The 24124-nt window shown below is 73.0% G+C and carries 19 protein-coding genes; 4 read left to right on the top strand and 15 right to left on the bottom strand.

All coding sequences use genetic code 11. The features are described from left to right. Positions 1-312: 312 nt before the first annotated feature. The 4 genes from ald to P3T39_RS27010 form a co-directional block, all read right to left on the bottom strand. Positions 313-1428 (bottom strand): alanine dehydrogenase, encoded by a 1116-nt coding sequence (ald, locus tag P3T39_RS27025; protein WP_280701562.1) that lies wholly within the window; start codon positions 1426-1428, stop codon positions 313-315. 243 nt (positions 1429-1671) lie between these two features. Next, complete coding sequence (locus P3T39_RS27020) at positions 1672-4119, bottom strand: tetratricopeptide repeat protein (RefSeq protein WP_280701561.1); 2448 nt, start codon at positions 4117-4119, stop codon at positions 1672-1674. 219 nt (positions 4120-4338) lie between these two features. Next, the gene (locus P3T39_RS27015; protein WP_280701560.1) at positions 4339-4980 is read right to left on the bottom strand and encodes an NUDIX hydrolase; all 642 of its coding nucleotides are present in this window, start codon (positions 4978-4980) and stop codon (positions 4339-4341) included. A 107-nt stretch (positions 4981-5087) separates the two neighbouring features. Further along, positions 5088-6722, bottom strand: a complete 1635-nt coding sequence (locus P3T39_RS27010) for a CTP synthase (RefSeq protein WP_280701607.1) — start codon at positions 6720-6722, stop codon at positions 5088-5090. Between the two features lie 764 nt (positions 6723-7486). On the opposite strand from P3T39_RS27010, the gene P3T39_RS27005 reads away from it, so the two are divergent. Next, the gene (locus tag P3T39_RS27005; RefSeq protein ID WP_280701559.1) at positions 7487-9484 is read left to right on the top strand and encodes a glycoside hydrolase family 15 protein; all 1998 of its coding nucleotides are present in this window, start codon (positions 7487-7489) and stop codon (positions 9482-9484) included. Positions 9485-9586: 102 nt separating this feature from the next. On the opposite strand, the gene P3T39_RS27000 is transcribed toward P3T39_RS27005, so the two are convergent. The 3 genes from P3T39_RS27000 to P3T39_RS26990 all read right to left on the bottom strand — a co-directional run bounded on the left by P3T39_RS27000 (position 9587) and on the right by P3T39_RS26990 (position 13687). Further along, positions 9587-10774, bottom strand: coding sequence for a glycosyltransferase family 4 protein (locus tag P3T39_RS27000; RefSeq protein ID WP_280701558.1), 1188 nt, complete (start codon positions 10772-10774; stop codon positions 9587-9589). Between the two features lie 289 nt (positions 10775-11063). Beyond that, positions 11064-12797, bottom strand: a complete 1734-nt coding sequence (recN, locus tag P3T39_RS26995; protein WP_280701606.1) for a DNA repair protein RecN — start codon at positions 12795-12797, stop codon at positions 11064-11066. A gap of 185 nt (positions 12798-12982) precedes the next feature. Continuing rightward, on the bottom strand, positions 12983-13687 hold the full coding sequence (locus P3T39_RS26990) for a hypothetical protein (protein WP_280701557.1): 705 nt from the start codon (positions 13685-13687) through the stop codon (positions 12983-12985). Between the two features lie 130 nt (positions 13688-13817). Between P3T39_RS26990 and P3T39_RS26985 the strand changes: the two genes are divergently transcribed. Next, positions 13818-15320, top strand: coding sequence for a PLP-dependent aminotransferase family protein (locus tag P3T39_RS26985; protein ID WP_280701556.1), 1503 nt, complete (start codon positions 13818-13820; stop codon positions 15318-15320). Positions 15321-15344: 24 nt separating this feature from the next. Here the strand turns inward: P3T39_RS26985 and P3T39_RS26980 are convergent, their stop codons facing one another. The 5 genes from P3T39_RS26980 to P3T39_RS26960 form a co-directional block, all read right to left on the bottom strand. After that, positions 15345-15887, bottom strand: coding sequence for an MOSC domain-containing protein (locus P3T39_RS26980; RefSeq protein ID WP_280701555.1), 543 nt, complete (start codon positions 15885-15887; stop codon positions 15345-15347). A gap of 12 nt (positions 15888-15899) precedes the next feature. Continuing rightward, complete coding sequence (locus P3T39_RS26975) at positions 15900-16802, bottom strand: NAD kinase (RefSeq protein ID WP_280701554.1); 903 nt, start codon at positions 16800-16802, stop codon at positions 15900-15902. A 177-nt stretch (positions 16803-16979) separates the two neighbouring features. Beyond that, the gene (locus P3T39_RS26970; protein WP_280701605.1) at positions 16980-17786 is read right to left on the bottom strand and encodes a TlyA family RNA methyltransferase; all 807 of its coding nucleotides are present in this window, start codon (positions 17784-17786) and stop codon (positions 16980-16982) included. 52 nt (positions 17787-17838) lie between these two features. After that, positions 17839-18006 carry a hypothetical protein gene (locus P3T39_RS26965; RefSeq protein WP_280701553.1) on the bottom strand — a complete coding sequence of 56 codons (168 nt, stop codon included), beginning with the start codon at positions 18004-18006 and terminating at the stop codon, positions 17839-17841. Beyond that, a complete protein-coding gene (locus P3T39_RS26960; protein WP_280701552.1) occupies positions 17999-18808 on the bottom strand; it encodes a hypothetical protein in 810 nt (269 codons plus the stop codon). The genes P3T39_RS26965 and P3T39_RS26960 overlap by 8 nt, the downstream gene beginning before the upstream one ends. A 205-nt stretch (positions 18809-19013) precedes the next feature. Here P3T39_RS26960 and P3T39_RS26955 point away from each other — a divergent pair, with 205 nt between their 5' ends. Beyond that, entirely contained in the window at positions 19014-19361 is a 348-nt protein-coding gene (locus P3T39_RS26955) for a sterol-binding protein (protein WP_280701551.1), read from the top strand. 86 nt (positions 19362-19447) lie between these two features. On the opposite strand, the gene P3T39_RS26950 is transcribed toward P3T39_RS26955, so the two are convergent. Together P3T39_RS26950 and P3T39_RS26945 are read right to left on the bottom strand one after the other, a co-directional pair. Further along, positions 19448-20491: an HAD-IIA family hydrolase gene (locus P3T39_RS26950; RefSeq protein WP_280701550.1), complete on the bottom strand. Its 1044-nt coding sequence runs from the start codon at positions 20489-20491 to the stop codon at positions 19448-19450. A gap of 105 nt (positions 20492-20596) precedes the next feature. Then, positions 20597-21118, bottom strand: a complete 522-nt coding sequence (locus P3T39_RS26945) for a tetratricopeptide repeat protein (RefSeq protein WP_280701549.1) — start codon at positions 21116-21118, stop codon at positions 20597-20599. Positions 21119-21230: 112 nt separating this feature from the next. Here P3T39_RS26945 and P3T39_RS26940 point away from each other — a divergent pair, with 112 nt between their 5' ends. Beyond that, a complete protein-coding gene (locus P3T39_RS26940) occupies positions 21231-22601 on the top strand; it encodes a DUF1015 domain-containing protein (protein WP_280701548.1) in 1371 nt (456 codons plus the stop codon). 95 nt (positions 22602-22696) lie between these two features. Here P3T39_RS26940 and P3T39_RS26935 read toward each other — a convergent pair whose 3' ends face one another. Further along, entirely contained in the window at positions 22697-23512 is an 816-nt protein-coding gene (locus P3T39_RS26935) for a tetratricopeptide repeat protein (protein ID WP_280701604.1), read from the bottom strand. Positions 23513-24124 lie beyond the last annotated feature (612 nt).

Genomic DNA, 24124 nt, shown 5'->3' with positions numbered 1-24124 from the left:
CTCTAGGCCGTCTGCGGCGTTCGCAGCAACACAATCCACGGTAGTGGGCAGGATGTGTCGGCCGTCGGACCGGTCGCTGTCAAGGGCTGAGAGGGCCGATGACCCTATCGTTTCTGCGGACGCCGTCACGCCCCGCCGGGCGGGTCGCCCTCCCTGCCGCACAGGGCGGGTGACGTGTCGCACATGAATTGACATCGCCACGCCACCCGACCTTCACCGCAGGTTCCAGGCATGCTGAAGCCCCCGGCCCGAGGGGAGCGGGTCGGGGGCGCGGGGCTGCCCCGGAGGGCGGCCCGTTCAGCTGATGCGAGGTCAGGCGAGCACGGTGTCCAGGGAGATGGACTCCAGGCCGAAGGCCTCGGCGACGGCGGCGTAGGTGATCTGGCCCTCGTGGACGTTCAGACCCTTGGCCAGCGCGGCGTCGCGGCGCAGCGCCTCCTTCCAACCGCGGTTGGCCAGCTCGACGACGTACGGCAGCGTCGCGTTGGTCAGCGCGTAGGTGGAGGTGTTCGGGACGGCGCCCGGCATGTTGGCCACGCAGTAGAAGACCGAGTTGTGGACCTGGAAGGTCGGCTCGGCGTGCGTGGTCGCACGGGAGTCCTCGAAGCAGCCGCCCTGGTCGATGGCGATGTCGACGAGCACGGAGCCCGGCTTCATCCGGGAGACCAGCTCGTTGGTGACCAGCTTCGGGGCCTTGGCGCCCGGGATCAGCACCGCACCGATGACCAGGTCGGCCTCCAGGACGGCGTTCTCCAGCTCGTAGGCGTTGGAGGCGATGGCCTTGATCTTCGTACCGAAGATACGGTCGGCCTCACGCAGCTTGTTGATGTCGCGGTCGAGCAGGGTCACCTCGTAGCCCATGCCGATGGCGATGGTGGCGGCGTGCCAGCCGGAGACGCCACCGCCGATGACCACGCACTTCGCCGGGTGGGTGCCGGGCACGCCACCGGGGAGGGTGCCACGGCCGCCGGCCGGACGCATCAGGTGGTACGAGCCGACCTGCGGGGCCAGGCGACCGGCCACCTCGGACATCGGGGCGAGCAGCGGCAGGGCGCCGTTGGCGAGCTGCACGGTCTCGTACGCGATCGCGGTGGTGCCGGACGCGAGCAGCGCGTCGGTGCCGGCGCGGTCGGCGGCGAGGTGCAGGTAGGTGAAGAGGGTCTGCCCCTTGCGGAGGCGGTGGTACTCCTCGGCAATGGGCTCCTTGACCTTCAGCAGCAGGTCAGCGGCGGCCCACACCTCGTCGGCGGTGGGGAGGATGGTGGCACCGGCGGCCACGTACTCCTCGTTGGAGATCGAGGAGCCGACACCGGCGTTGTCCTCGATGACGACCTCGTGTCCGTTGCGGACCAGCTCATGCACGCCGGCGGGCGTGATGGCCACGCGGTACTCGTGGTTCTTGACCTCGCGGGGGATGCCGACCTTCACGGCTAAACACGTCCTCTTGCCATGGGGGTCCCTACCGGAGAAGACCGGCGGGCGGCGCGCATGGGGGGAGACCATCGGAAGACACCGAGGCACACTTCGCTGCGCGACTGCTGTCGAGTGTAATGAAGCCCAGCGAATCCGCCAGCCTTCCAAACTGAATAAATCAGTCCGTTACATTGGCACTTTCGTAGGCTTGCGGCGGGGATCACGCCACCAAGGGGGATCAACCACCCATATACGACATTACTCCCGGGAAGGGCGATCCCACCCGTCTCCGGCCTGTTGCCGCAACGAATCCAGGGCCCCCGCCACCACCGTCCGGCCGCGCTCGTCGCCGAGGCGCCGCAGCAGCGCCAGTGCGGCCCGGTACTCGCGATCGGCCTCCTCGAACCGGCGCTGCCCGGCATGGGCCTCGGCCGTCCTGGCCAGCAGCCGGGCCTCCGCCGGGCGGTCCCCCAGGCTCCGGCGCAGCGCGAGGGCCCGGCCGTACCAGTCCGCTGCCCGCACCGGATCGCCGAGCGCCCGGTGGCACTCGCCGACGCCCTCCAGCGCGCGGGCGCAGGCGGGTTCGTCGGCGGCGGTCCTGGCGTGGTCCAGGGCGGCGCGGTAGCGGGCGGCGGCCTGCTCCCAGCGCCCGGCGGCGGCCTGAAGACCGCCCAGGTTGAGCAGCGCGGCGGCCGCCCGGCGGGTGGCGCCGCCGCGCTCGGCCACCTTCAGTACCAGGCCGTGCAGTTGGTAGAGGTCGGCCGGGGCGGCGGCACCGGTGAGCGGCAGCGCGCGCAGCAGCGCGGTGACCAGCCTGCCCGCCGAACCGTCCAGGTCGGCCTGGCCGATCGCCTCCGCCACCGCGCCGAACAGCAGCTCCCGCTCGCCGAGCAGCCAGTCGGCGGCCTGTGCGGCGGTCCGCAGCCGGATCGCGCCCGGGAGCGGATCGGTCACCGCAGGGGCGGCGGGATCCATCAGCAACCGGGCCGAGTCCACCAGCCGGACCAGCCGCTCCAGCATCCTGGCCCGGGCCAACTGCACCTCGGACGGCCGGTCGACGGTGTCGCGCAGCCGGACCAGTCGCACAAACAGCCGTCCGGGGACCCGGTAGCGCGGCGTGCCGTCGACGGCGGGCGGCTCCTCGTCCAGCAGCTCGCGCTCGGCCAGCTGCCGCAGGATGGCCTCCGCCTCCGGCGCCGGGCAGCCGATCAGCGCGGAGGCGGTCCGCAGATCGGCGAGCTGGGCCGGGGCAAGGGTGAGCATCCGCAGCATCCGCGCCTGGGCGGCGGGCAGCGAACGGTAGAGCAGGGTGAACGCGGCGCTGAGCGGATCGGTGTCCGGCACGGGTACCGGCCCCTGCGCGGCGGCCTCCGCGTCCTGCGCCCCCCGCTGCTTCCCCGGCACCGTCGTCCGCTCCCCCGCGGCGGACTGCGCGCCGACGCCGTCGGACCGCTCGGCGCTCGAACGCTGGCCGTTGACCCGCGCCGCCGCTCTGCCGGCCTCGCCCCCCGCACCCGCGGAGCTGCGGTCCGTACGGGCTCCGCCGGCACCCGCACGCGCCTGGCCGTGGATCCGCCCTGCCCCCTGCTGCCCGGTGTCCTGCACCGAGAGACCGGTGCCCGTGCGCTGCCGGCCGTCGGCTCCGCCGGCACCCTCGCCGACACCCCGCCGCACCGCCTCGGCAGCACCGGCACTCGAGCGGCCCTGCGCCGGGCCCGTCTGCTGCTCCGCTCCCTGCCGTGAGAGCCCACCCCCGGCGCGGCCCGGCAGGCCGATCCGCCCCGCAGGAGCTCCCCGGCGGGGCGTGCCGCGCCCCTCACCCTCGGCCGGCGCACCCACCTGGTCCGGCGCCGCGACCTCTCCCTGGCCCGTACGGCCGTCGGCCCCGGCACCTCCCTGCCCGGCCGGAATCCCCCCACCGGCCACCGTGCCCGTGCCGAGCGCCGGACCCGCCGCCGCCAGCACCCGGGCGGCCTCGGTCACGGCGGCCTTCGGGTTGGTGCGCAGCCAGCCGGCCATCAGCCGCAGGGCCGCCGGGCGGGCACCGCACGCCTCGGCCAGGTCGGCCGCGCCGACCGGGTCGCAGCTGATCCGGGTACCGCCGACGAGGCCGCTGAGCAGGTCGCCCGCCGAGGACTGGTCGAGACCGCCGAGGATCACCGGGTCGATGTCCTCGATCCCGGTGAGCGGCCCGGCAGTGGTGGCGACCAGCAGACAGCCGGGTTCGTCGGCGAGCAGGGGCCACAGCTGCCCGGCGTCACGCACGTCGTCCAGCAGGAAGAGCAGTCGCCTGCCCGCCTGGGCCTTGCGCAGCGCACCGCAGGCCGGGTCGTCCGCACCGTCCCCGCTGCCGGGTACCAGCACCGCGTCCGGGACGGGCCCGAGCTGTTCCAGCAGTCGCCGGGCGACCTGGCCGGGCGGGACACGGCTGCCGTCCGGGGCGGAGAGCCGGGTGAACAGGACACCGTCGGGGTAGTCCTGGGCGACCGAGCGGACGAATCGCACGGCGAGCGTGGTGCGCCCGGAGCCCGGCCGCCCGGCCAGGACGACGACCGGGGAGCGGCCCCGCACCGGGCGGGCGGCGGCAGCGGCGAGCGCCGCGAGTTCGGAGCGCCGGCCGGTGAAGAGCGCCGGTCCTGCGGGCAGCCGGTCCTTCACGCCGTGCTCGGCGGGCCGTGCGTCCATCGTCGCGGTCTTCCTCGCCACCTGCGTCACTCCTGACCAGCCGACCAGCCCCAGCCGAGCCCCGGTTCGGCCCTGCCCCCTGCACGCACGTCCGAGCCGGCACAGGCCCGTGGTCGGGCCCGTTCGCGAAGCGTAGTTCGACCGTACGACCTACCAGGGGTGACACCGGTAGTACCAACCGGCAAGTCACCCCGGTGGATCAAACTCCCCGCCGGAACCGTGCGCGCGCCCGGAGAGCGTTCAGCTCTCCCGGAACGGCCGGGCCGGCCACGGGCTCTCGCCGGGACGGAGCGAGTCGAGACCTGGACCGGTGAGGGCCGCGTGCAGGGCCAGCGTGCCGGTGATCAGCGTCGGGTTGTGCAGCTCACCGGCGAGGATCAGGCCGACCAGCTCCTCCACCGGGACCCGGGCGGTCTCGATCTCCAGTTCCTCGCCGTGCGCCTCGTAGCGCTCGCCCTCCGCCTCGGCGAGGTCGGTCGCCAGGAAGAGCCGCAGAGCCTCGTCGGTCCCGCCGGGCGAGGTGTAGAAGTCGACGAGAACCCGCCACTCCCCCGCCTTGCAGTGCGCCTCCTCGTAGAGTTCGCGCTGGGCGGCGTGCAGCGGGTTCTCCCCGGGGATGTCGAGCAGCCCAGCCGGGAGCTCCCAGAGCCGCTGGCGCACGGGGTGCCGGTACTGGCGCAGGATCAGCACCCGCTGCTGGTCGTCGAGGGCGAGGACGGAGACCGAGCCGGGGTGCGTCTGGTAGTCGCGGCGGGCGTAGCTGCCGTCGGGCATCAGCACCTCCTCGGTGCGCACGCCGGTGACCCGCCCCTGGAACGGCACCGAGGACTCGCGGACCGGCCAGTCCTCCGCCGCGTCCCTGATCTGCTGAATGTCCGTCATCTCTCTCCCCTAGTCGCTCGGCCCCAACCTATGCCAAACGGCGGCCGTGCGAAGATCCGCACGACCGCCGTCCGTCGAACAACAGACCAAAACCCCTGGGCAGGGTCCTACTCTGCGCTGGTCTTGATCTTGATGGCCGCCGCCACCAGACCCGCGAACAGCGGGTGCGGGCGGGTCGGGCGGGACTTCAGCTCCGGGTGCGCCTGGGTGGCGACCAGGTAGGGGTGTACCTCGCGCGGGTACTCGACGTACTCGACCAGGTCACCCTTCGGGGACAGGCCCGAGAACTGCAGGCCGGTCTTCTCCAGGTCGGCGCGGTAGGCGTTGTTGACCTCGTAGCGGTGGCGGTGGCGCTCCTCGACGTACTGCTCGCCGCCGTACACCTCGCGGACGATCGAGCCCTCGGCCAGCTTGGCCGGGTAGAGGCCCAGGCGCATGGTGCCGCCCAGGTCGCCCTTGCCGTCCACGATGGCCAGCTGCTCGGCCATCGTGGAAATGACCGGGTACTTGGCGGCGGAGTCGAACTCGGTGGAGTTGGCCTCCGGCAGCCCGGCCAGGTTGCGGGCGGCCTCGATGACCACGCACTGCAGACCCAGGCACAGACCCAGCAGCGGGATCTTGTTCTCACGGCCGTAGGTGATCGCGGCGACCTTGCCGTCGACACCGCGGTCGCCGAAGCCTCCGGGGATGCAGATCGCGTCCACATCGCCGAGCTGCTCCTGCGCGCCCTCGGGGGTCAGGCAGTCGTCGGAGGTGACCCACTTGATCTCGACGCGGGCGTTGTTGGCGAAACCGCCGGCGCGCAGCGCCTCGGTCACCGACAGGTACGCATCGGGCAGGTCGATGTACTTGCCGACCAGGGCGACCTTGACGATGTGCTGCGGCTCGTGGACCCGGCGCAGCAGGTCGTCCCAGGTGGTCCAGTCCACGTCGCGGAACGGCAGGTCGAGGCGGCGCACGACGTACGCGTCCAGGCCCTCGCCGTGCAGCACCTTGGGGATGTCGTAGATCGACTTGGCGTCGATCGCCGCGACCACGGCCTCCTCGTCCACGTCGCACATCAGCGAGATCTTGCGCTTGATGGCCTGCGGGACCTCGCGGTCGGCGCGCAGCACGATGGCGTCCGGCTGGATGCCGATGTTGCGCAGCGCGGCGACCGAGTGCTGGGTCGGCTTGGTCTTCAGCTCGCCCGAGGGGCCGATGTACGGCAGCAGGGAGACGTGCACGAAGAAGACGTTGTCCCGGCCGACCTCGTGGCGGACCTGGCGGACGGCCTCCAGGAACGGCAGTGACTCGATGTCGCCGACGGTGCCGCCGACCTCGGTGATGACGACATCGACGTCCTCGGTCGCCATCCGGCGGATCCGGGACTTGATCTCGTTGGTGATGTGCGGGATGACCTGGACGGTGTCGCCCAGGTACTCGCCGCGGCGCTCCTTGGCGATGACCGTCGAGTACACCTGGCCAGTGGTGACGTTCGCCGAGCCGTGCAGGTTGGTGTCGAGGAAGCGCTCGTAGTGACCGATGTCGAGGTCGGTCTCGGCGCCGTCGTCGGTGACGAAGACCTCGCCGTGCTGGAACGGGTTCATGGTGCCCGGGTCCACGTTGAGGTACGGGTCGAGCTTCTGCATCGTCACGCGCAGACCGCGCGCCTTGAGCAGGGCACCGAGGCTTGAGGCGGTGAGGCCCTTGCCGAGTGAAGAGGCGACACCCCCGGTGACGAAGAGGTGCTTGGTCGTCACGGCGCGGCCGTTCGCTGCCTTGCCGGAATGGGGCTGTGCCAAGAGGGGGCTCCCGTGGGTCGCGTGTCGAAGGTGACTCCGGTGGAGGGGTACCCGGTTCGTCCGCGCCGACGAGGAGTTCGCACTCGGCCGAAGAGCCCGAAGGGCGCTCCGACGGGGTCGTCGGGTCGGCGGATCCGGAGTGGTTGATCCCACCAGTCCACGGGATACCAGGGTATCAGCGAGCTGCGCCGGACGCGTTCCCGGCCGTTCCGGCGTGCCCGTCCGGCGTCCTTCCGGCTGCCGTGCGGCTCCCGCACGCCACCGGGACGGGCCTCTTCCAGCCACCCGGACAGGGTGGTCCGGACTCCTCGCGGAGGCCCGGAAGGATCACCTCCGGATGGTTCGTCCGGGTCCCTCCGGATGCTCCAGTCGGACCACTTTGCCGGTCCTGGGCGTGACTGCGCCCGAACGCGGCGCTCTGCACGTGCCGCGCGCCGTTCCACCGACGTATCCTGCACGGACGCATCGCCGACAGCAGAGCACGCGGAGGGCGAGGGGGTCAGGACGACACCTCTTGGTCCCCGATGCGCGACCGGACACCTCCCGTACCAGTTCACTCGTCCAGGCCAGGGACCCGACCAAGGGACCCGCCAAGCACCCACGGCCCTCCCCGCACACACGGCGGGAGGCGCCGAGGGCCGCCCGGCCCGGATTCCGGCCCCGCAGACCGCCTGCTCCCAGCCGTCTGATGCCGCCGCCCAAATTGCGAACTGGAGAATCACGTGGCCGGCCGTATCGAGGACTACGCACTCATCGGGGACATGCAGACCGCCGCCCTGGTCAGCAGGGACGGGGCTGTGGACTGGCTCTGCCTCCCCAGATTCGACTCGCCGGCCGTCTTCGCCGGACTCCTGGGCACCGATGAACACGGGTTCTGGCGGATCGGTCCGGCCGAAGCCGTGGACGACACCGTCACCCCCGCCGCCACATCGCCCTGGCGTCCGCCGTTCACCGATTCGAGTGAGATCCGGGTACCCCCGCCGAGCGCCGCCGCCCCGGCCGTGCCCGCCGACCGCCGCCGCTACCTGGGCGACTCACTGATCCTGGAACAGGAGTGGGACGCCCAGGGCGGCACTGTCCGGGTGATCGACTTCATGCCGCCCCGCCCGCTCGCAGGACGGGAGGCCGTGCCGCAGATCATCCGGATCGTCGAGGGCGTCTCCGGCCGGGTCCGGATGCGCTCGGCCCTGCGGATGCGGTTCAGCTACGGCCGGGTGGTGCCCTGGGTGCACCGGGTCGAGCAGCCCGACGGCGGCCACCGCACCGTCGCCGTCGCCGGACCCGACTCGGTCTGGCTGGACGGCGAGGCGCAGACCTACGGACGCGACCTCACCACCTACGCGGACTTCACAGTCACCGCCGGGGAGCGGATCGCATTCGCCCTCACCTGGCAGGCCAGCCACCTGCCCGCCCCCGTCGCACCCGACGCCGAGGCGATGCTGACGGCCACCGAGGAGTTCTGGCTCGACTGGGTCGCCCAGTGCACCTACCAGGGCCCCTACCGGGAGCCGGTGGTCCGCTCGCTGATCACCCTCAAGGCCCTCACCTACGCCCCCACCGGCGGCATCGTCGCCGCCCCCACCACCTCACTGCCCGAGGACATCGGCGGCGAGCGCAACTGGGACTACCGCTACACCTGGCTGCGCGACGCCGCGATCACCCTCTCCTCCCTGCTGCGCACCGGCTACCGCGAGGAGGCCCGCGCCTGGCGCGAGTGGCTGCTGCGCGCGGTCGCCGGCGACCCGGAGAACCTGCAGATCATGTACGGCATCGCGGGCGAGCGCGAGCTCACCGAGTCCGAACTGGACTGGCTGCCCGGCTACGAGGGCTCCCTCCCCGTCCGGGTCGGCAACGGCGCGGCCGGACAGCTCCAACTCGACGTCTACGGCGAGGTGATCGAGGCCCTGCACCTGGCCCATATGACCGGCCTGGTCCGCAACGACCACGCCCACCACCTCCAGCTCAAGCTGATCAGCTACCTGGAGAAGCACTGGACCGCACCGGACGAGGGCATCTGGGAGGTCCGCGGACCTCGCCGCCACTTCGTCCACTCCAAGGTGATGGCCTGGGTCGCGGTCGACCGCACCATCAAGACGCTGGAGCAGTCCCCCACCGAGTTCCAGGGCGAGAGCCCGCTGGAGCGCTGGCGCGAGCTGCGCGACCGGATCCACGCGGACGTCTGCGAGAAGGGCTACGACCCGGACCGCAACACCTTCACCCAGTACTACGGCGGGCAGGAACTGGACGCCTCACTGCTGCTGATCCCGCAGATGGGCTTCCTGCCGGCCGACGACAAGCGGGTGATCGGCACCATCGAGGCGATCCAGCGCGAGCTGTCCACCGAGGACGGCTTCGTGCTGCGGTACCCCACCCACGACGCGTCCCAGGGACAGCACGTCGAAAACGTGGACGGGCTCTCCGGGCACGAAGGGGCGTTCCTCGCCTGCTCGTTCTGGCTCGCCGACGACCTGGCGATGATCGGCCGGGTCACCGAGGCCCGCGAGCTGTTCGACCGGCTGCTCGGGCTGCGCAACGACCTCGGGCTGCTCGCCGAGGAGTGGGACCCGAGGGCCAAGCGGCAGGTCGGCAACTTCCCCCAGGCGTTCAGCCACGTGCCGCTGATCGACACCGCCCTCCGCCTCACCGCCTGCGGCGGCGCCTACCTCTCCGCCCAGCCCGACGCCCGCTCCGCCGACCGCACCGAGCAGGCCATGATGTGACCCCTCCGGGGGCATGAGAGAGGTTTCAGGGGTAACGGGAACTCAGCGCGATCGGGCAGGCGAAACAGGGGGGCGCAGGGTCCCCCGCTTCGGCTTGCCCGGTCAGACTCGGTTGCCCTCGCGCTGGACCAGTTCGTCGTACGTGCTGAGCACCTGGGCCACCGTGGCCGCCTCGTCCGGCCAGGTCTCGGCCTGGGAGCGGCCCGCTGCCGCCAGCGCGGCCCGGCGGGCCGGGTCGGCGAGCAGCTCACGGACGGCCGCCGCCAGCGCGGCCGAATCGCCGTAGGGCACCAGTACGGCCGCCTCGCCGACCAGCTCGGGGATACCGCCGACCGCCGTGGCGACGACCGGCACGCCCGCCCGCATCGCCTCCTGGACGACCAGTGAGCGGGCCTCCCAGCGGCTGCTCACCACCACCAGGTCGGCGGCGGCCAGCAGTTCGGGTACATCGATGCGGAAGCCGAGCAGCTCGACCGGCAGCTTCTCCGCCGCGATCCGCTCCCGCAGCCCGGCGCGCTCCGACCCCTCGCCCGCGATCACCACCAGTGGATCGCTCTCCCCCAGGTCCCGGGCGGCGTCCAGCAGCAGGCCGAAGGACTTCTGCGGCACCAGCCGGCCGATCGCCAGCACCACGGGCCGGTCGGGACGGTCACCGACCAGGCGGGCCCGGGACTCCTCCCGGCCGAGCTCGCCGGGCGGCATCGGCGGGGCCGCGACCGGGCCGAGCCGGGCATCGGTGGCGCCGAGTTCCCTGGCGCGGGCGACCAGGTCAGAGGAGGCGCCGAGGACCAGGTCGGCGGCGCGGGCCACCCGGCGCTCCATCAGCCGTTGCAGTCGGCGCTCCATGCCGGTGGCCAGCATCGCGTGGTGGAAGGTCACCACCAGCGGGGTCTGCGGACGCAGGCCGGGGAAGCGTCCGGCGGTGCGCAGCGCGAGGTCGGACAGGAGTCCGGCGCGCAGGCCGTGCGCGTGCACCACGTCCGCGCCGGTGAAGGCGCGCCGCAGCTCACCGATGGCGGCCGCGTCGCTGCGTGCTCCGGCGGTCGGGGTGATGTCCACCAGGTGGAACCGGGCGCCGGTGCCGGAGAAGCCGAACAGCGAGTCCGTCCCCGCGGGGGCGCAGATCGTCACACTGACGCCGTGCGCCACCAGGCCCTGCGCGAGGGAACGCACATGCGCGCCGATGCCGCCGCTGCTGGCTGCCAGGACGAGCACCACGTGCAGCTGGCCCGGCTTTTCATGGGCCGCCGTGGGACCGGCCACTGTGGCCCGGGTCGCGGAATGGTCCACGTCGTCTCGCTCCGACTCGAATCCGAACTCACGCCGCGTGCGGGAGTCCCCGCGAGCGGCGCTCGGGACTGGGATGCCAGTGTCCAGCCGCCACCATGCCAGGTCGAGAGGGGTCTTGGACAGTCGGAGGCCCTCGCGGGCGCGTCGTGCCGCGGCCCAGGCCCTCCTGGGCGCACGATCGGCCATGCACCGGCCGCGGGCGCTGGAACTGCTCGCCAACCATGCACTACCCAGAGCCCCGCGCCCCTGAAGGGTTCCCCCTTGCACCGGGGCGACAGCCGGGGCTGCCTCAGTGGCTCCGAGGGGCGCGGGCGGTGGCGAGGAGCTCCTCGGCGTGGGCGCGGCCCAACTCCGAGTCCTCCAGGCCCGCCAGCATCCTGGACAGCTCCCGGACCCGCTCCTCGTCGTTCAGCACCTTGACCCCGCTGCGGGTGACCGTGCCGTCGTTGGTCTTCACCACCACCAGGTGCCGGTCGGCGAAGGCCGCGACCTGCGGCAGGTGGGTCACCACGACCACCTGGGCCCTCTGCGCCAACTTGGCCAGCCGACGGCCGATTTCGACCGCCGCCTTGCCGCCGACGCCCGCGTCGACCTCGTCGAAGAGGTAGGTCGGCACCGGGTCGGCGTCGGCGAAGACCACCTCGACGGCCAGCATCACGCGCGAGAGCTCACCACCGGACGCGCCCTTGGCGATCGGCCGCGGCTGGGCCCCCGGGTGCGGGGCGAGCAGCACCTCGACCTCGTCCACGCCGTGCGGGCCGTACGCGACCGTGCGCCCGTCGATCTCGATGCCTCCGAGGTCGTCGACCTGGCTGATCGCGAAGCTCACCCTGGCGTGTGGCATGGCGAGTTCGGCGAGTTCGGCGGAGACGGCGGCGGCGAAGCGGTCGGCGGCGCCGTGCCTGGCCGCCGAGACCTCGGCGGCCAGTTCGGCCAACTCGGCCCGCAGCGCCGTCTCCTGGGCACCCAGCTCGTCGATCCGCTCGTCGTCGCCGTCGAGCTCGGCGAGCCGCAGCGAACCGGCCTCGGCCCACTCCAGCACCTCGGCGAGCGAGTTCTCCGCGCCACCGTACTTGCGCAGCAGCTGGGCGAGGACGGACCTGCGGTCCTCGACCGCCGCCAGCCGTACGGGATCCGCGTCCAGATCGTCGGCGTACCCGGCCAGGTCGCCCGCGACGTCGGCGAGCAGGTAACCGACCTCGTTCAGGCGGTCGGCGAGGGCGGCGAGCCGCTCGTCGTGGTGGCGGACGGCCTCCAGGGCCCGACGGGACTGGGCGAGCAGGGTGCCCGCGTCCAGCGAGTCGGGATCGGCCGGGTCTCCGGCCAGGGCTGCGTGCGCGAGGGTCGCGGCGGCGGAGAGCGCATCGGCGTGGCCCAGGCGCTCGGCCTCGGCGGCCAGCTCGACGTCCTCACCGGCCACCGGTTCGGCGGCGCCGATCTCGTCCAGGCCGAAGCGGAGCAGATCCGCCTCCTGGGCGCGCTCGCGGGCCTTGGTGGTCAGCTCCTCCAGCGTGGCCGAGACCTCGCGCAGGGTGCGGTACACCTCGCGGTAGCGGGCCAGCGGCCCGGCCACCGCCTCGCCCGCGTAGCGGTCCAGTGCGCCGCGCTGGCGGGAGGGGCGCAGCAGGCGCTGCTGGTCGGTCTGGCCGTGCACGGCGATCAGGTCCTCGCCGAGCTCGGCCAGCAGTCCGACCGGTACCGCCCGGCCGCCGACGTGGGCACGGGAGCGGCCCTCGGCGGAGACGGTACGGCTGATCAGCAGCGCCCCGTCGTCCAGCTCGGCACCGGCCTCCAGGGCGCGGGCGGCCGCCGGGGAGCCTGCGGGCAGCTCCAAGCGGCCCTCGACCACCGCCCGGTCGGCGCCGCCCCGCACCAGCGCCGGGTCGGCACGACCGCCGAGCAACAGGCCGAGGCTGGTCACCACCATGGTCTTGCCCGCGCCGGTCTCGCCTGTCACGGCGGTGAAGCCCGGTGCCAGCTCGACCACCGCGTCGTCGATGACGCCAAGATCCCGTATCCGCATCTCGTCCAACACGGAGACGACCTTACGAGGTCCGACCCCCGCAGCGCGACGAGCCCAGGTCGGGGCGACCCAAGTTCATCCCATCCGGCATCGTCGCCACCGACTCCGTGCGCAACCGGCCACCGAGCGTGTATCCCGGCGGGCGCGTCCTCATCGCGCGCCCGGCAAGATCGGCCGGACAGGGCCTAGCGTCGTGCAACCGTGCACCAGCGCAGGAAGAACTGCGCCAGCGGCCCGATCGCCAGCGCGTACGCGACCGTGCCGACACCCGCCGTGCCGCCGAGCAGGACGCCGATCACGAGCACGGTCAGCTCGATGCCGGTACGGATCAGGCGCAGCGAACGGCCGGTGCGCCGGTGCAGCCCCGTCATCAGCCCGTCTCGCGGTCCGGGGCCGAAGCGGGCGCCGATGTAGAGGCCGGTCGCCAGACCGTTGAGCACGATGCCCGCCGCCAGCAGCGCCGTCCGCGCCGCCCAGCCGTCCGGCGTGGCGACCACCCCGAGGGTGAGGTCCATCGCGACACCGAGGATCAGCACATTGCCGACCGTCCCGATGCCGGGCAGCTGGCGCAGCGGTATCCAGAACAGCAGCACCAGCGCCCCCGTGATGGTGACCCAGGCGCCCATGCTCAGCCCGAGGTGCCGTTGCAGCCCCTGGTGCAGGACGTCCCACGGGTTGACGCCCAGCGATGCCCGCATCATCAGCGCCGCGCTGGAGCCGTACAGGCCGAGGCCGAACAGCAGCTGCGGCACCCGCCGTCCGAGGCGGTCGGTGCTCCAGGCGGCCCGCGCTCCGCTCTCGGCGGACGTGGGCGCAGGTGCGGACTCGGATGCGGTCGACGGTTCGGTCGAGGGTTCGCTCGGGGATGCGGTCGGGGATGCGGTAGCCATCGCGGCTCCTCGGATCGTGCTCGGTCGGGTCGGCGCCCGTGTCATGGCGGCCTCGGTGGCCGCACTGCCATGATGGGCAGTCCAACCGGAGCACATCCAGGTCCAATCAAGGCCAGGTGGACTGATTCCCATGAGTGAGTGGCAAAGCGTCGTGACCCCGCCCGCGCTGGCCCGGCTGCTGCGCGGTACGCAGCTGCCCGAGCCCGCCGGGCACCGGCCCGCATACCGGACGCTGGCGGGTCAGGTGCGGCTCCTGGTCTCCGAGGGCCGACTGCCGGTCGGCGCCCGACTGCCGGCAGAGCGGGAGCTTGCCCAGGCGCTCGCGCTCAGCCGCACCACCGTGGCCACCGCCTACGAGACCCTGCGCACCGAGGGCTATCTGCGCAGCCGCCGGGGCTCCGGCAGCTGGACGGCCCTGCCCGAGGGCAGCCGGCCGCCCAGCGACGCGCTGCACCCGGTGCCACCGGAGGAGCAGGAGTCCATCCTCGACCTCGGCGTGGCCGCACTGCCCGCCCCGCAGCCGTACCTGGGCGAGGCGGCCGCCCGCGTGATCGAACAGCTGCCCGCGTACGCCTCCGGACACGGCCACTACCCGACCGGTGTGCCCGTCCTGCGCGAGGCGATCGCCCGGCGCTTCACCGAGCGCGGCCTGCCGACCACCCCGGACCAGATCCTGGTCACCACCGGCGCCATGGGCGCCCTGCACCTGGCCCGCCAGGCGCTGGCGGGACGCGGCGACCGTCTCGCCGTCGAAGCCCCCGGCTACGCGCACACCCTCCAGTCGCTGCGGCGCAGCGGCGCCCGCCTGGTGCCCGTCCCGCACGCCTGGCCGGGCGGACCGACCGCGCAGCCGCGCTGGGACGTCCAGGAGTGGCGGCGGGTACTGCGCGGCGCCGCACCCCGGCTCGCCTTCCTCATCCCGGACTTCCACAACCCGACCGGCGCCCTGATCGACGAGGACCAGCGCCGCGAGCTGCTCACCGCCGCCCGGGCCGCCGGGACGACCGTCGTCGTCGACGAGACGCCCGCCGAACTCGGCTGGGGCGTAAGGTCCGAGGAACTTCCCCGGCCGATGGCCGCGCTCGACCGGGCTGCCCAGGTGGTCACCGTCGGCTCGGCCAGCAAGCTTCTGTGGGGCGGCCTGCGGATCGGCTGGCTGCGCGCGAACCCGGCGCTGGTACGGCAGTTGGCCAGCGATCGGGTCTACACCGACGTCGGCACGCCCGTGCTCGACCAGCTGATCGCCGCCGCGATGCTCACCGAGCGCTTCGCCGAGGTCCGCGCCCACCAGCACGAGCGACTGCGCACCAGCACCCAGGCCCTCACCGCGGCGCTCCAACGACAGCTCCCCGAGTGGCAGTTCGCCCAACCGCCCGGCGGCCTCTGCCTGTGGGCGACCACCGGCCAGGTCTCGGGAGCCGCGCTCGCGCAGGCCGGAGAGCGCATGGGGGTGCGCATCGCGGCCGGCTCCCGGTTCGGCGTGGACGGTGCCTTCGAGCACCACATCCGGATCCCGCTCACCGTCCCCTCCCCCGCCGCCGAGGCAGCCGTCGCCCGGCTGGCCACGATCGCCGGTCTGGCAGCGACCGGCCGCTGGCGCACCTCCGAGGGAGCACCACCACTCGCGGTCTGACGCAGGGGCGGCCCGAGGCCGCCCCTACACCCGCTCCAGCACCTCGAACGGCCCCGCCGGCAACTCCGCACGGATACCGTCCCCGGGCCGCACCTCGCCGCCCTCCAGCACGATTCCCATGACCCCCGCCCTGCGGACCACACGGCCCTGCCCGTCGCGGCCCACGACCTGCTTGAGCAGCCCGTGCTGGAAGGCGTCGATCTGCGGGCACGGGTTGCGCAGCCCCGTCACCTCGACCACCGCCTGTGCACCGAGGTGGAGCCGAGTCCCGCGCGGCAGGGCGAGCAGATCGAGCCCGCACGTGGTGATGTTCTCGCCCAACTCGCCCGGCCCGACCCGGAATCCGGCCGCCGCCAGCTCCTCGAACAGCTCGGCGTGGATCAGGTGCACCTGCCGCAGGTTCGGCTGGGTCGGGTCCTGCGCCACCCGTGAGCGGTGCTGGACGGTCACCCCCAGATGCGCGTCACCCTCCGCACCGAGACCGGCCAGCAGCCGTACGAACTCCTCGTTCGGCTTGCTGAAGTCGTGCTCCGCGCCACGGCTGACCGCCGCGACCGTCCCGTTCACCTCGCCCCCCGCTCAGCAGGCCCCGCCGCGCCCGCGCCAACCCGTCACCGGCAGCGCGAACTTGGCCACCAGCCGGTCCGTGAACGGCGCCCGGTGCAGCCGCGCCAGCCGTACCGGTGTGCTGCCCCGGCGGACCTCCACCCGCGCCCCGGCCGGGAGTTCGACCGACCTGCGGCCGTCGCACCACAGCACCCCGTGCGGGGTCTTGGGCTGCACCTCCACCGCCAGCACCGAGTTCGGCGAGGTCACCAACGGCCTGGCGAACAGCGCATGGGCGCTGATCGGCACCATCAGCAGCGCCTCCACCTCCGGCCACACCACCGGCCCGCCACCCGAGAAGGCGTACGCGGTCGAACCAGTCGGCGTCGAGAGCACCACCCCGTCGCAGCCGAAGTTGGACACCGGGCGGCCGTCGACCTCCGTCACGACCTCCAGCATCCGCTCCCGCGCGGCCTTCTCGATCGACGCCTCGTTCAGCGCCCAGTCCTCGTGCACCACATCGCCGTTGGTCCGGACCAGGACATCGAGGGTCATCCGGTCCTCGATCTCGTAGTCGGCCTTGACCACCCGCTCGACCACCACCGCGAGATCGTCCCGCTCGGCCTCCGCCAGGAAGCCCACCCGGCCCAGGTTGATGCCCAGCATCGGCAGCCCGGACTCCCGGGCCAGCTCGGCACCCCGCAGCAGCGTGCCGTCGCCCCCGGCCACCAGGATCAGCTCGCAGCCGTCCGCCGCACCGTGCCCGCCGGGCACCCGCTCCACCCCGTCGGGCAAGTCCAGGCCGACCGCCTCGGAGGCGAGCAGTCTGATCCTGATCCCCTCCTTGAGCAGGCCGTGCACCAGGCCCTCGACACTGCGCAGCGCGGCCTCCCTGCCGGTATGCGCGATAAGGAAGACCGTACGTTCCTCACTCATGCCTGCCCTCTCCCTACGCCTGCCGGGTCGCCCTTGGCCCGGTACGGCCGCCACTCAGCATGACGGTCGGACGCCTGCAGAGCACCCTATCCGGGGGCTCCGTCATCCGGCCCCCGTCATCCGGTCCCTGTCATCCGGTCCCCCTGTCATCCGCCCCCTCGACCTGGACCGACCGCCCTACCGCGGCCCCTCGGCCACCGCCCGGTCCGCATCGGCCGGATCCAGCTGCGGGGCACCCCGGCGCAGCCACAGGAAGTACTCGACATTCCCGGACGGGCCCGGCAGCGGGCTGGCCGTCACCGCCCGTACGCCCAGTCCCAGCGCCCACGCCTGGTCCGCCACCTGCCTGACCATCTCCGCCCGCAGCTGCGGGCTGCGCACCACACCGCCGCTGCCCAGGCGCTCCTTGCCGATCTCGAACTGCGGTTTGACCATCATCACCAGATCGGCGTCCTCGGCGCAGCAGCCCGCGAGGGCGGGCAGCACCAGGCCGAGCGAGATGAACGACAGGTCTCCGACCACCAGGTCGACCGGCGCCCCGCCGATCTGCTCCAGCGTCAGCTCCCTGACGTTGGTCCGGTCCATCACGGTGACCCGCTCGTCGCTCTGCAGCGACCAGGCCAGCTGGCCGTAGCCGACATCCACCGCCAGCACGTGGGCCGCACCCGCGCGCAGCAGTACGTCCGTGAAACCACCGGTGGACGCACCCGCGTCCAGCGCGCGCCGCCCCTCCACCACCAGCCCCTGCGGGACGAAGGCCGCGAACGCCCCCGCCAGCTTGTGGCCGCCGCGCGAGACGTAGTCCGGGTCGTTCTCGTCCTTGGCCACCACCACGGCCGCCGAGGTCTCCACCTGCGTCGCGGGCTTGGTCGCGGTAGTGCCACCGACGGTGACCCTGCCCGCCGCGATCAGCTCGCTCGCGTGCTCACGCGAACGGGCCAGCTTGCGGCGGACCAGCTCCGCGTCGAGTCGGCGTCGTGCCACTGCCACTGGTGCTTCAGCTCCTACTGCTGCTCTGCTGTGCTCGGCTGCTCGGCTACTGCTGCTCGTCGAGCGCGGCCAGGGTGTCCACCAACCGCTGGTGTACATCTTCGTACACCGCCACCCGGGCACCGGTCTCCACCCCGGCCTGCTCCTCCAGCCGGGCCAGCGCGGCATCGACCTCGGGGTGGCCCGTCGGCTCCACCCGCACGTCCTCAGACATCGCCGCCGGCCTTCTTCGGCGCGGCCTTCTTCGCGGCGGCGCCCTTCTTCGGACCGGCCTTCTTGGCCGTCGCCCTCGTCGCGGACGTACCCTTCGCGCCGGTCTTCGGCGCGGCCGGCTTCGCGGCAGCCGTCTTAGGAGCAGTTGTCTTGGGAGCAGTTGTCTTCGAAGGCGTCGTCTTCGTCGCGGCCGTCTTCCTGGCTGCACCAGGCCCGGCCGCCTTCGCGGTGCTCCGCCCGCTCGCCCGGCCGGCCGCCGTCGTCACCCCGGGCTTGGCGACGGGCTTCGCCGCAGCCGCAGCCCGCTTCACCCCGGTCCGCTTCGCGGGGGTGGGACGGACCGCCCCGTCCGCCTCGTCCGTCCCGACGGCCTTCTCCGGTTCGGGAGCCCGCTCGTCCCAGCCCGCGTCGAACAGTCCGTCGGCCCGCCCCTCCGGCCGGGCCTGCGACTGGACGTGCGGCTGCTCCTCGACCTCGCGCAGCTTGCTCTCCAGGTAGCTGAGCACCACGCCCACCTTCACCACCTGGTCACCGACCCGCTCGAAGACCTTGTCGATCTCACCGCGCGCGACCCCCACCGCCATGTCCAGACCGGCCCGGCCGGCCGTCACCGCCTCCTCGGCCAGCGTCTGCAACGACTTGGCCGACGGCGGGAACTGCTCGCCCACGGTCCGCTCGATCGCCGCGACGTCCACGCCACTGCGCTCCAGCAGACCTGCGGCCGCACCCACGACCCGCTTGCCGGTCTCCTCGGCGAGCTCCGTGGCGACCACCACGACTCCCCGTACCGCATCCCGCAGCATCCCGAGTGCCTCCTCCGCGCCTCGCACCGCCCGCGAGCCCGACCGGTACCGGACCGGGCCCCACCACACCCACGACGCTACCGCCTCATCTCCGCCGCACGCTGCCGCAGCCGCCCGGCCGGTCCCCGACACTGCTGCGATAGCGTGGTCAGCCGACACCCCGGGAACCAGAACGGGAGACGGGCAGAACGGGAGACCAGCAGCCATGGCGACCATCGAGCAGTGCCGCGAGGCACTTGAGCAGCTCAGCCGCAACCTGGGCGCCGCCAACGGCGACGTCAGCAAGGCCGCCGCCCTCGACCGCTCGCTCACCTGCTGGATCACCGACCTCGACCTGACCTTCTCCGGCCGCCTCAAGGGCGGCCGGATCACCGACGTGGTCGAGACCCCGGGCCCGCCGCCCGCCAAGGCGGAGATCCGCCTCGCCATGAGCGGCGACGACCTGGTGGCCATGGTCGGCGGACAGCTCAACTTCGCCTCCGCCTGGGCCGGCGGCCGAGTCCGGCTGGAGGCCGGCTTCCGCGACCTCCTCCGCCTGCGCTCCCTGCTCTAGCCCCCAGGGGCGCGAACAACCCCGCACCACCCAAGCGTCACGAACACCCGGCCAACCGCGCACCCCCAGGGCAGAGCGCGTAGCCCCTAGAGCCCCAGCTCGGCGAGCGCCTTGCGTCCGTCCGGCGCGCTGCCGTCCGCGTCCGCCGCCGTCCAGGCCGCCGCGCACAGTGCCCGCAACCCGTCGTACGAATCGTCGCCCGCGCCCTCCAGCCGCAGCTCGCCGCCGTCCACCCGGGCTTCGTACCCGCCGCAGCGGAATCGGCCGCCGCCCAGCGCCGTCACCTCGGGCTGGGCGACCAGCAGTCCGCGCAGGTCCGCTGCCAGGTAGGTGGGCCGGTGCCGGAGCGGGGCCGCCAGCAGCAGCGCGGGCGTGGTGACACCGGTGAAGACCAGCAGGCTGTCGACGCCGCCGTTGAACGCGCCCTCGATGTCCGTGTCGAGCCGGTCGCCGACCACCAGGGGCCGCTCCGCGCCGGTACGGATCACCGTCTCCCGGTGCATCGGCGGCAGCGGCTTGCCCGCCACCTCCGGCTCGACACCGGTCGCCGTACTGACGGCCGCCACCAGCGTGCCGTTGCCGGGAGCGATGCCCCGCGCGGTGGGCACCGTCAGGTCGGTGTTGGACGCCACCCAGGGCAGCCCGCGCGCCACCGCGTACGAGGCCTCCGCGAGGTGCTGCCAGCCCACCGTCGGGTCGTAGCCCTGCACCACCGCGAGCGGCTCGTCGTCCAGCGAACGGACCGGGACAAGACCGTGCTCGGTCAGCGCCTCCACCAGTCCGGCGCCGCCGACGACCAGCACCTTGGAACCGGCCGGCACCTTCTCGGCCACCAGCCGGGCAGCCGCCTGCGCCGAGTTGATCACGTCGGCGGCCTCGGCGGGCACTCCCAGCTCGGTCAGGTGCTCGGCCACCACCCGGGGCGGCCGCGAGGCGTTGTTGGTGACGTACGCCAGCCGCATCCCGGCCGCCCGCGCCGCCTCCAGCGAGTCCACCGCGTGGACGATCGCATGCGGCCCGGCGTACACCACACCGTCGAGGTCGAGCAGTGCGGTGTCGTACGCCTCGGTCAGCGGGCGGTCCGATCCTCCCGGGGCGGTACGGGCCTGGCTGCCTACGGTGTCCGTCATCAGTGCTCTACCTCGTCCTCTTGCTCATCGTCGTCTCTCGTCCGGCGGCCGGTCCCGGCCCGCGCCGTCCGTCCCGACCGCCGCACGGACCGCCGCCGGCCGGGCTCAACCGGTCTGCTCGGGCCCCTCCGGCACCGCCGGGTACCCGGGCGCACCGGGCTGCAACGGCCCGTACGCCCCGGCCCGAGCCGCCAGCGTCGCCCTGGTCTGCCGCAGCGCGGCCCGGTAGTGCTCCGCCTGCGGCCGCATGGCGACCGCCAGCGCCAGGTGCTCGGCGGAGGTCTCGAAGTCGCCCAGCCGGGCCGCCGAGACTCCCCATCCGAACTGAGCGTAGTCGTCCGCCGGATCGGCCAGCGCCACCGCCCGGAAGTTCCCCAGCGCCGCCTCGAACAGTCCGGCGTCGAACTGCGCTCTCGCCAGCGTCTCCCGAATGCTCCTGGAGTGCGGCTCCATCTCGGCGGCCCGCGCCAGCAACTGCTCGGCCGCCGCCGGATGCCCCTGCTCCAGCAACCGGGCCCCGCGCCGGAACCAGTCGTACACCCCACCCCCCGGCGCCCCGGGCCCGCCCTGCGCTGGAATGCTCGCACCTTCGCCGTCGCCGTCCGGCCACCGCTGCCCGTCGCTCATCCCGTACCCCGCCTCCCGTCCGACTGCCCGTTCCTGCCGTTTCCGACGAAAAGACCGGGCACTGTGATCTTTGAGATCTCTGAACAACGCGTACCCGATTACGATGCCCAGAATGAGCACACCCAGTGCAGACAAAGGAGCAGAGGCTCCAGCAGGCGGCCCCGGTGACCCCGGGCATGTCGCCACTGCGGGGCTGTCCCTCTCGCCGTTCCGTGGCCTGCGGTACGTCCCCGACCGGGTCGGCACGCTGGCGGCGGTCACCTCGCCCCCGTACGACGTGGTGGACCCCAACCGGCGACTGGACCTGGAGACCGCCGATCCCTACAACATCGTCCGGCTGATCCTCCCCAGGCCCGAGCCCGAGGACAGCGGCGACCGCCCCGACCGCGACACCCGCTACCGGCACGCCGCCAGGCTGCTCTCAGACTGGCAGCGCGAGGGCATCCTGGCCCCGGACCCCGAACCCGCGCTCTACGTCTACGAGCAGCGCACCGGCGAGGCGGGCTCCGGCACCGAGAGCCTGCAACGCGGCCTGATCGGAGCTCTCGCGGTCAGCGGCCGGGAGGCGGGCGTGGTGCTGCCGCACGAGGACGTGATGCCCCGCCCGGTCGCCGACCGGGTCGGGCTGATGCGTACCACCAGGGCCAACCTGGAGCCGCTGCTGCTCACCTACCGCGGCAAGGGCGGGACGGCGGGCGTGATCGAGCGCGCCGTCCTGGGCGAGCCGCTGCTCACCACGACCACCAGCGACGGCACCCACCACCGCCTCTGGGCCGTCACCGACCCCACCGAGCTCGCCGAGGTCACCCGCGACCTCGCCACCTGCCGGGCCCTCATCGCGGACGGCCACCACCGTTGGGAGATGTACCTGCGGCTCCAGCGCGAGCACCGGCACCTCCCGCGCAGCCCCTGGGACCGGGGCATGGTCCTGCTGGTCGACACCGCCCGCTACCCCCTGCGGGTCCGGGCCATCCACCGGGTCCTGTACCGGCTGCCGATCGCCGAGGCACTCGACCGGCTCGGCGACCAGTGGCAGGTCAAGGAGGTACCGGGGTCGATAGAACCCGCCCTCCAGGCCCTCGCCGAGGCCAAGCAGCACGGTGACAACGCCTTCCTGCTGACGGGCGGCAACGGCGTGTTCTGGCTGCTCACCGAGCCGGACGAGAACCTGCTGGCCGCCACTGTGCCGGCCGGAAAGCCCGAGGAGTGGCGCCGCCTGGACGCCACCGTGCTGCACGCCACCCTGCTCGACCACACCTGGCGGATCCCCGACGGCCCCGACGACATCGGCTATCTGCACGCCGCCGAGGCCGCCGAGCGGGAGGCCGCCCGCAGCGGCGGCACGGCCGTCCTGCTCCACCCGGTGGCGGAGAGCGTGGTCCGGCGCCTGGCCGAACAGGGTGTGACGATGCCCAGGAAGTCCACGTCCTTCGGCCCCAAACCGGCCACCGGGCTCGTGATCCGCAGCCTCCAACTGGGCTGAGGCAGCGGGTCGAAACACCGGAGGCCCGGCCGGTGCGCACGGTGAAGTGCGTACCGACCGGGCCTCCGGTGCGTTGTCTCGCGGCGACGCGACGACTACTTCTTGGCCTCGCCCTCGCGGTCCTCGTCGATCTCGAGGTCGTCCTCGTCGTAGTACTCCTCGACGTCTTCCTCGTCCTCGAAGATCACCCGGTCCTCGCCGGTGTCGTCGATCGCGACGTTGCGGCGGGCCGGGGCGGCCTCGGACGCGGAGCCCTGCTCGTCCTCGTCCAGCTCGGGGTCGAGCGCGTCGGTGAACTCCAGGCCGTCGATCTCGGCCAGCCGCTCGGAAGCGTTCGTCGCACCGTCCGTGTCGGCCTCGGCGGCCTTGGCGAACCAGTCCCGGGCCTCGTCCGCACGGCCGGCCGCGATCAGCGCCTCGGCGTACGCGTACCGCAGACGGGCGGTCCACGGGTGAATGGCGCTGGAGGCCAGCTCCGGGCTCTGCAGCGTCACCACAGCCGCGTCGAACTGCTCCATGTCGGTACGGGCACCCGCCGCGACCAGGCGCATCTCGACCTGACCGGCCTTGTCCAGCTGCTTCACCTCGGGCTCACCGGCCATCGCCAGCGCCCGCTCCGGACGGCCCAGACCGCGCTCGCAGTCCGCCATCACCGGCCACAGGTCCACACGACCGGTCATCCGCCGCGCCGCCCGGAACTCGGTCAGTGCCTCGGAGTACCGCTGGGTCATGTAGGACGCGAAGCCCGCCGCCTCACGGACGGAGGCCACCCGCGAGGCGAGCCGCAGCGCGACGCGCGAGTAGTTGTACGCCTCCTCCGGCTCGTTGTCGAGCAGTCGGGCGACCATCACCAGGTTGCGCGCGACATCGTCGGCGAGCGTCTTCGGCAGGCTCTTCAGGTCCTGGCGCACATCGGCGTCGATCTCAAAACCCGTGACGTCCTCCGGGATCGGCAGACGGCGAACGGGCTCGTAGTTGCCACGGCGGTCGTCGTAGTCCCGACGGTCGTCGCGGAAGCCACCGGACGGACGGTCGTCACGACGGTAGCCACCACCCTGGGGGCGGTCGTCACGACGGTAGCCACCACCCTGGGGGCGGTCGTCGCGACGGTAGCCACCACCCTGCGGACGGTCATCGCGGCGCGGACGGTCATCACGGAAACCGCCCGAGGGACGGTCATCGCGGCGGAAACCGCCGCCCTGCGGACGGTCATCGCGGCGCGGACGGTCATCACGGTTGAAACCACCCGAGGGACGGTCATCGCGGCGGAAGCCACCACGGTCGTCACGGTTGAAACCACCGGACGGACGGTCGTCACGGCGCGGACGGTCATCACGGTTGAAACCGCCGCCCTGCGGACGGTCATCGCGGCGCGGACGGTCATCACGGTTGAAACCACCCGACGGACGGTCGTCCCGACGGAAGCCACCACCCTGCGGACGGTCATCGCGGCGGAAGCCACCACGGTCGTCACGGTTGAAACCACCGGACGGACGGTCGTCACGGCGCGGACGGTCATCACG

The organism is Kitasatospora sp. GP82 (assembly GCF_029892105.1).
In the GTDB taxonomy this organism is placed as follows: Bacteria; Actinomycetota; Actinomycetes; order Streptomycetales; family Streptomycetaceae; genus Kitasatospora.
The sequence above is the reverse complement of the archived record's forward strand: the minus strand, read 5'-3'. Positions and strand labels throughout refer to the sequence as shown.

Coding starts and splice junctions, on each gene's coding strand:
- P3T39_RS26985 (WP_280701556.1), top strand. CDS start 13,818: ATGAGTGAGTGGCAAAGCGTCGTGACCCCGCCCGCGCTGGCCCGGCTG.
- P3T39_RS27015 (WP_280701560.1), bottom strand. CDS start 4,980: ATGACGGACATTCAGCAGATCAGGGACGCGGCGGAGGACTGGCCGGTC.
- P3T39_RS26955 (WP_280701551.1), top strand. CDS start 19,014: ATGGCGACCATCGAGCAGTGCCGCGAGGCACTTGAGCAGCTCAGCCGC.
- P3T39_RS26940 (WP_280701548.1), top strand. CDS start 21,231: ATGAGCACACCCAGTGCAGACAAAGGAGCAGAGGCTCCAGCAGGCGGC.
- P3T39_RS26960 (WP_280701552.1), bottom strand. CDS start 18,808: ATGCTGCGGGATGCGGTACGGGGAGTCGTGGTGGTCGCCACGGAGCTC.
- P3T39_RS26950 (WP_280701550.1), bottom strand. CDS start 20,491: ATGACGGACACCGTAGGCAGCCAGGCCCGTACCGCCCCGGGAGGATCG.
- P3T39_RS26945 (WP_280701549.1), bottom strand. CDS start 21,118: ATGAGCGACGGGCAGCGGTGGCCGGACGGCGACGGCGAAGGTGCGAGC.
- P3T39_RS26975 (WP_280701554.1), bottom strand. CDS start 16,802: ATGAGTGAGGAACGTACGGTCTTCCTTATCGCGCATACCGGCAGGGAG.
- P3T39_RS26990 (WP_280701557.1), bottom strand. CDS start 13,687: ATGGCTACCGCATCCCCGACCGCATCCCCGAGCGAACCCTCGACCGAA.
- P3T39_RS26965 (WP_280701553.1), bottom strand. CDS start 18,006: ATGTCTGAGGACGTGCGGGTGGAGCCGACGGGCCACCCCGAGGTCGAT.
- recN (WP_280701606.1), bottom strand. CDS start 12,797: ATGCGGATACGGGATCTTGGCGTCATCGACGACGCGGTGGTCGAGCTG.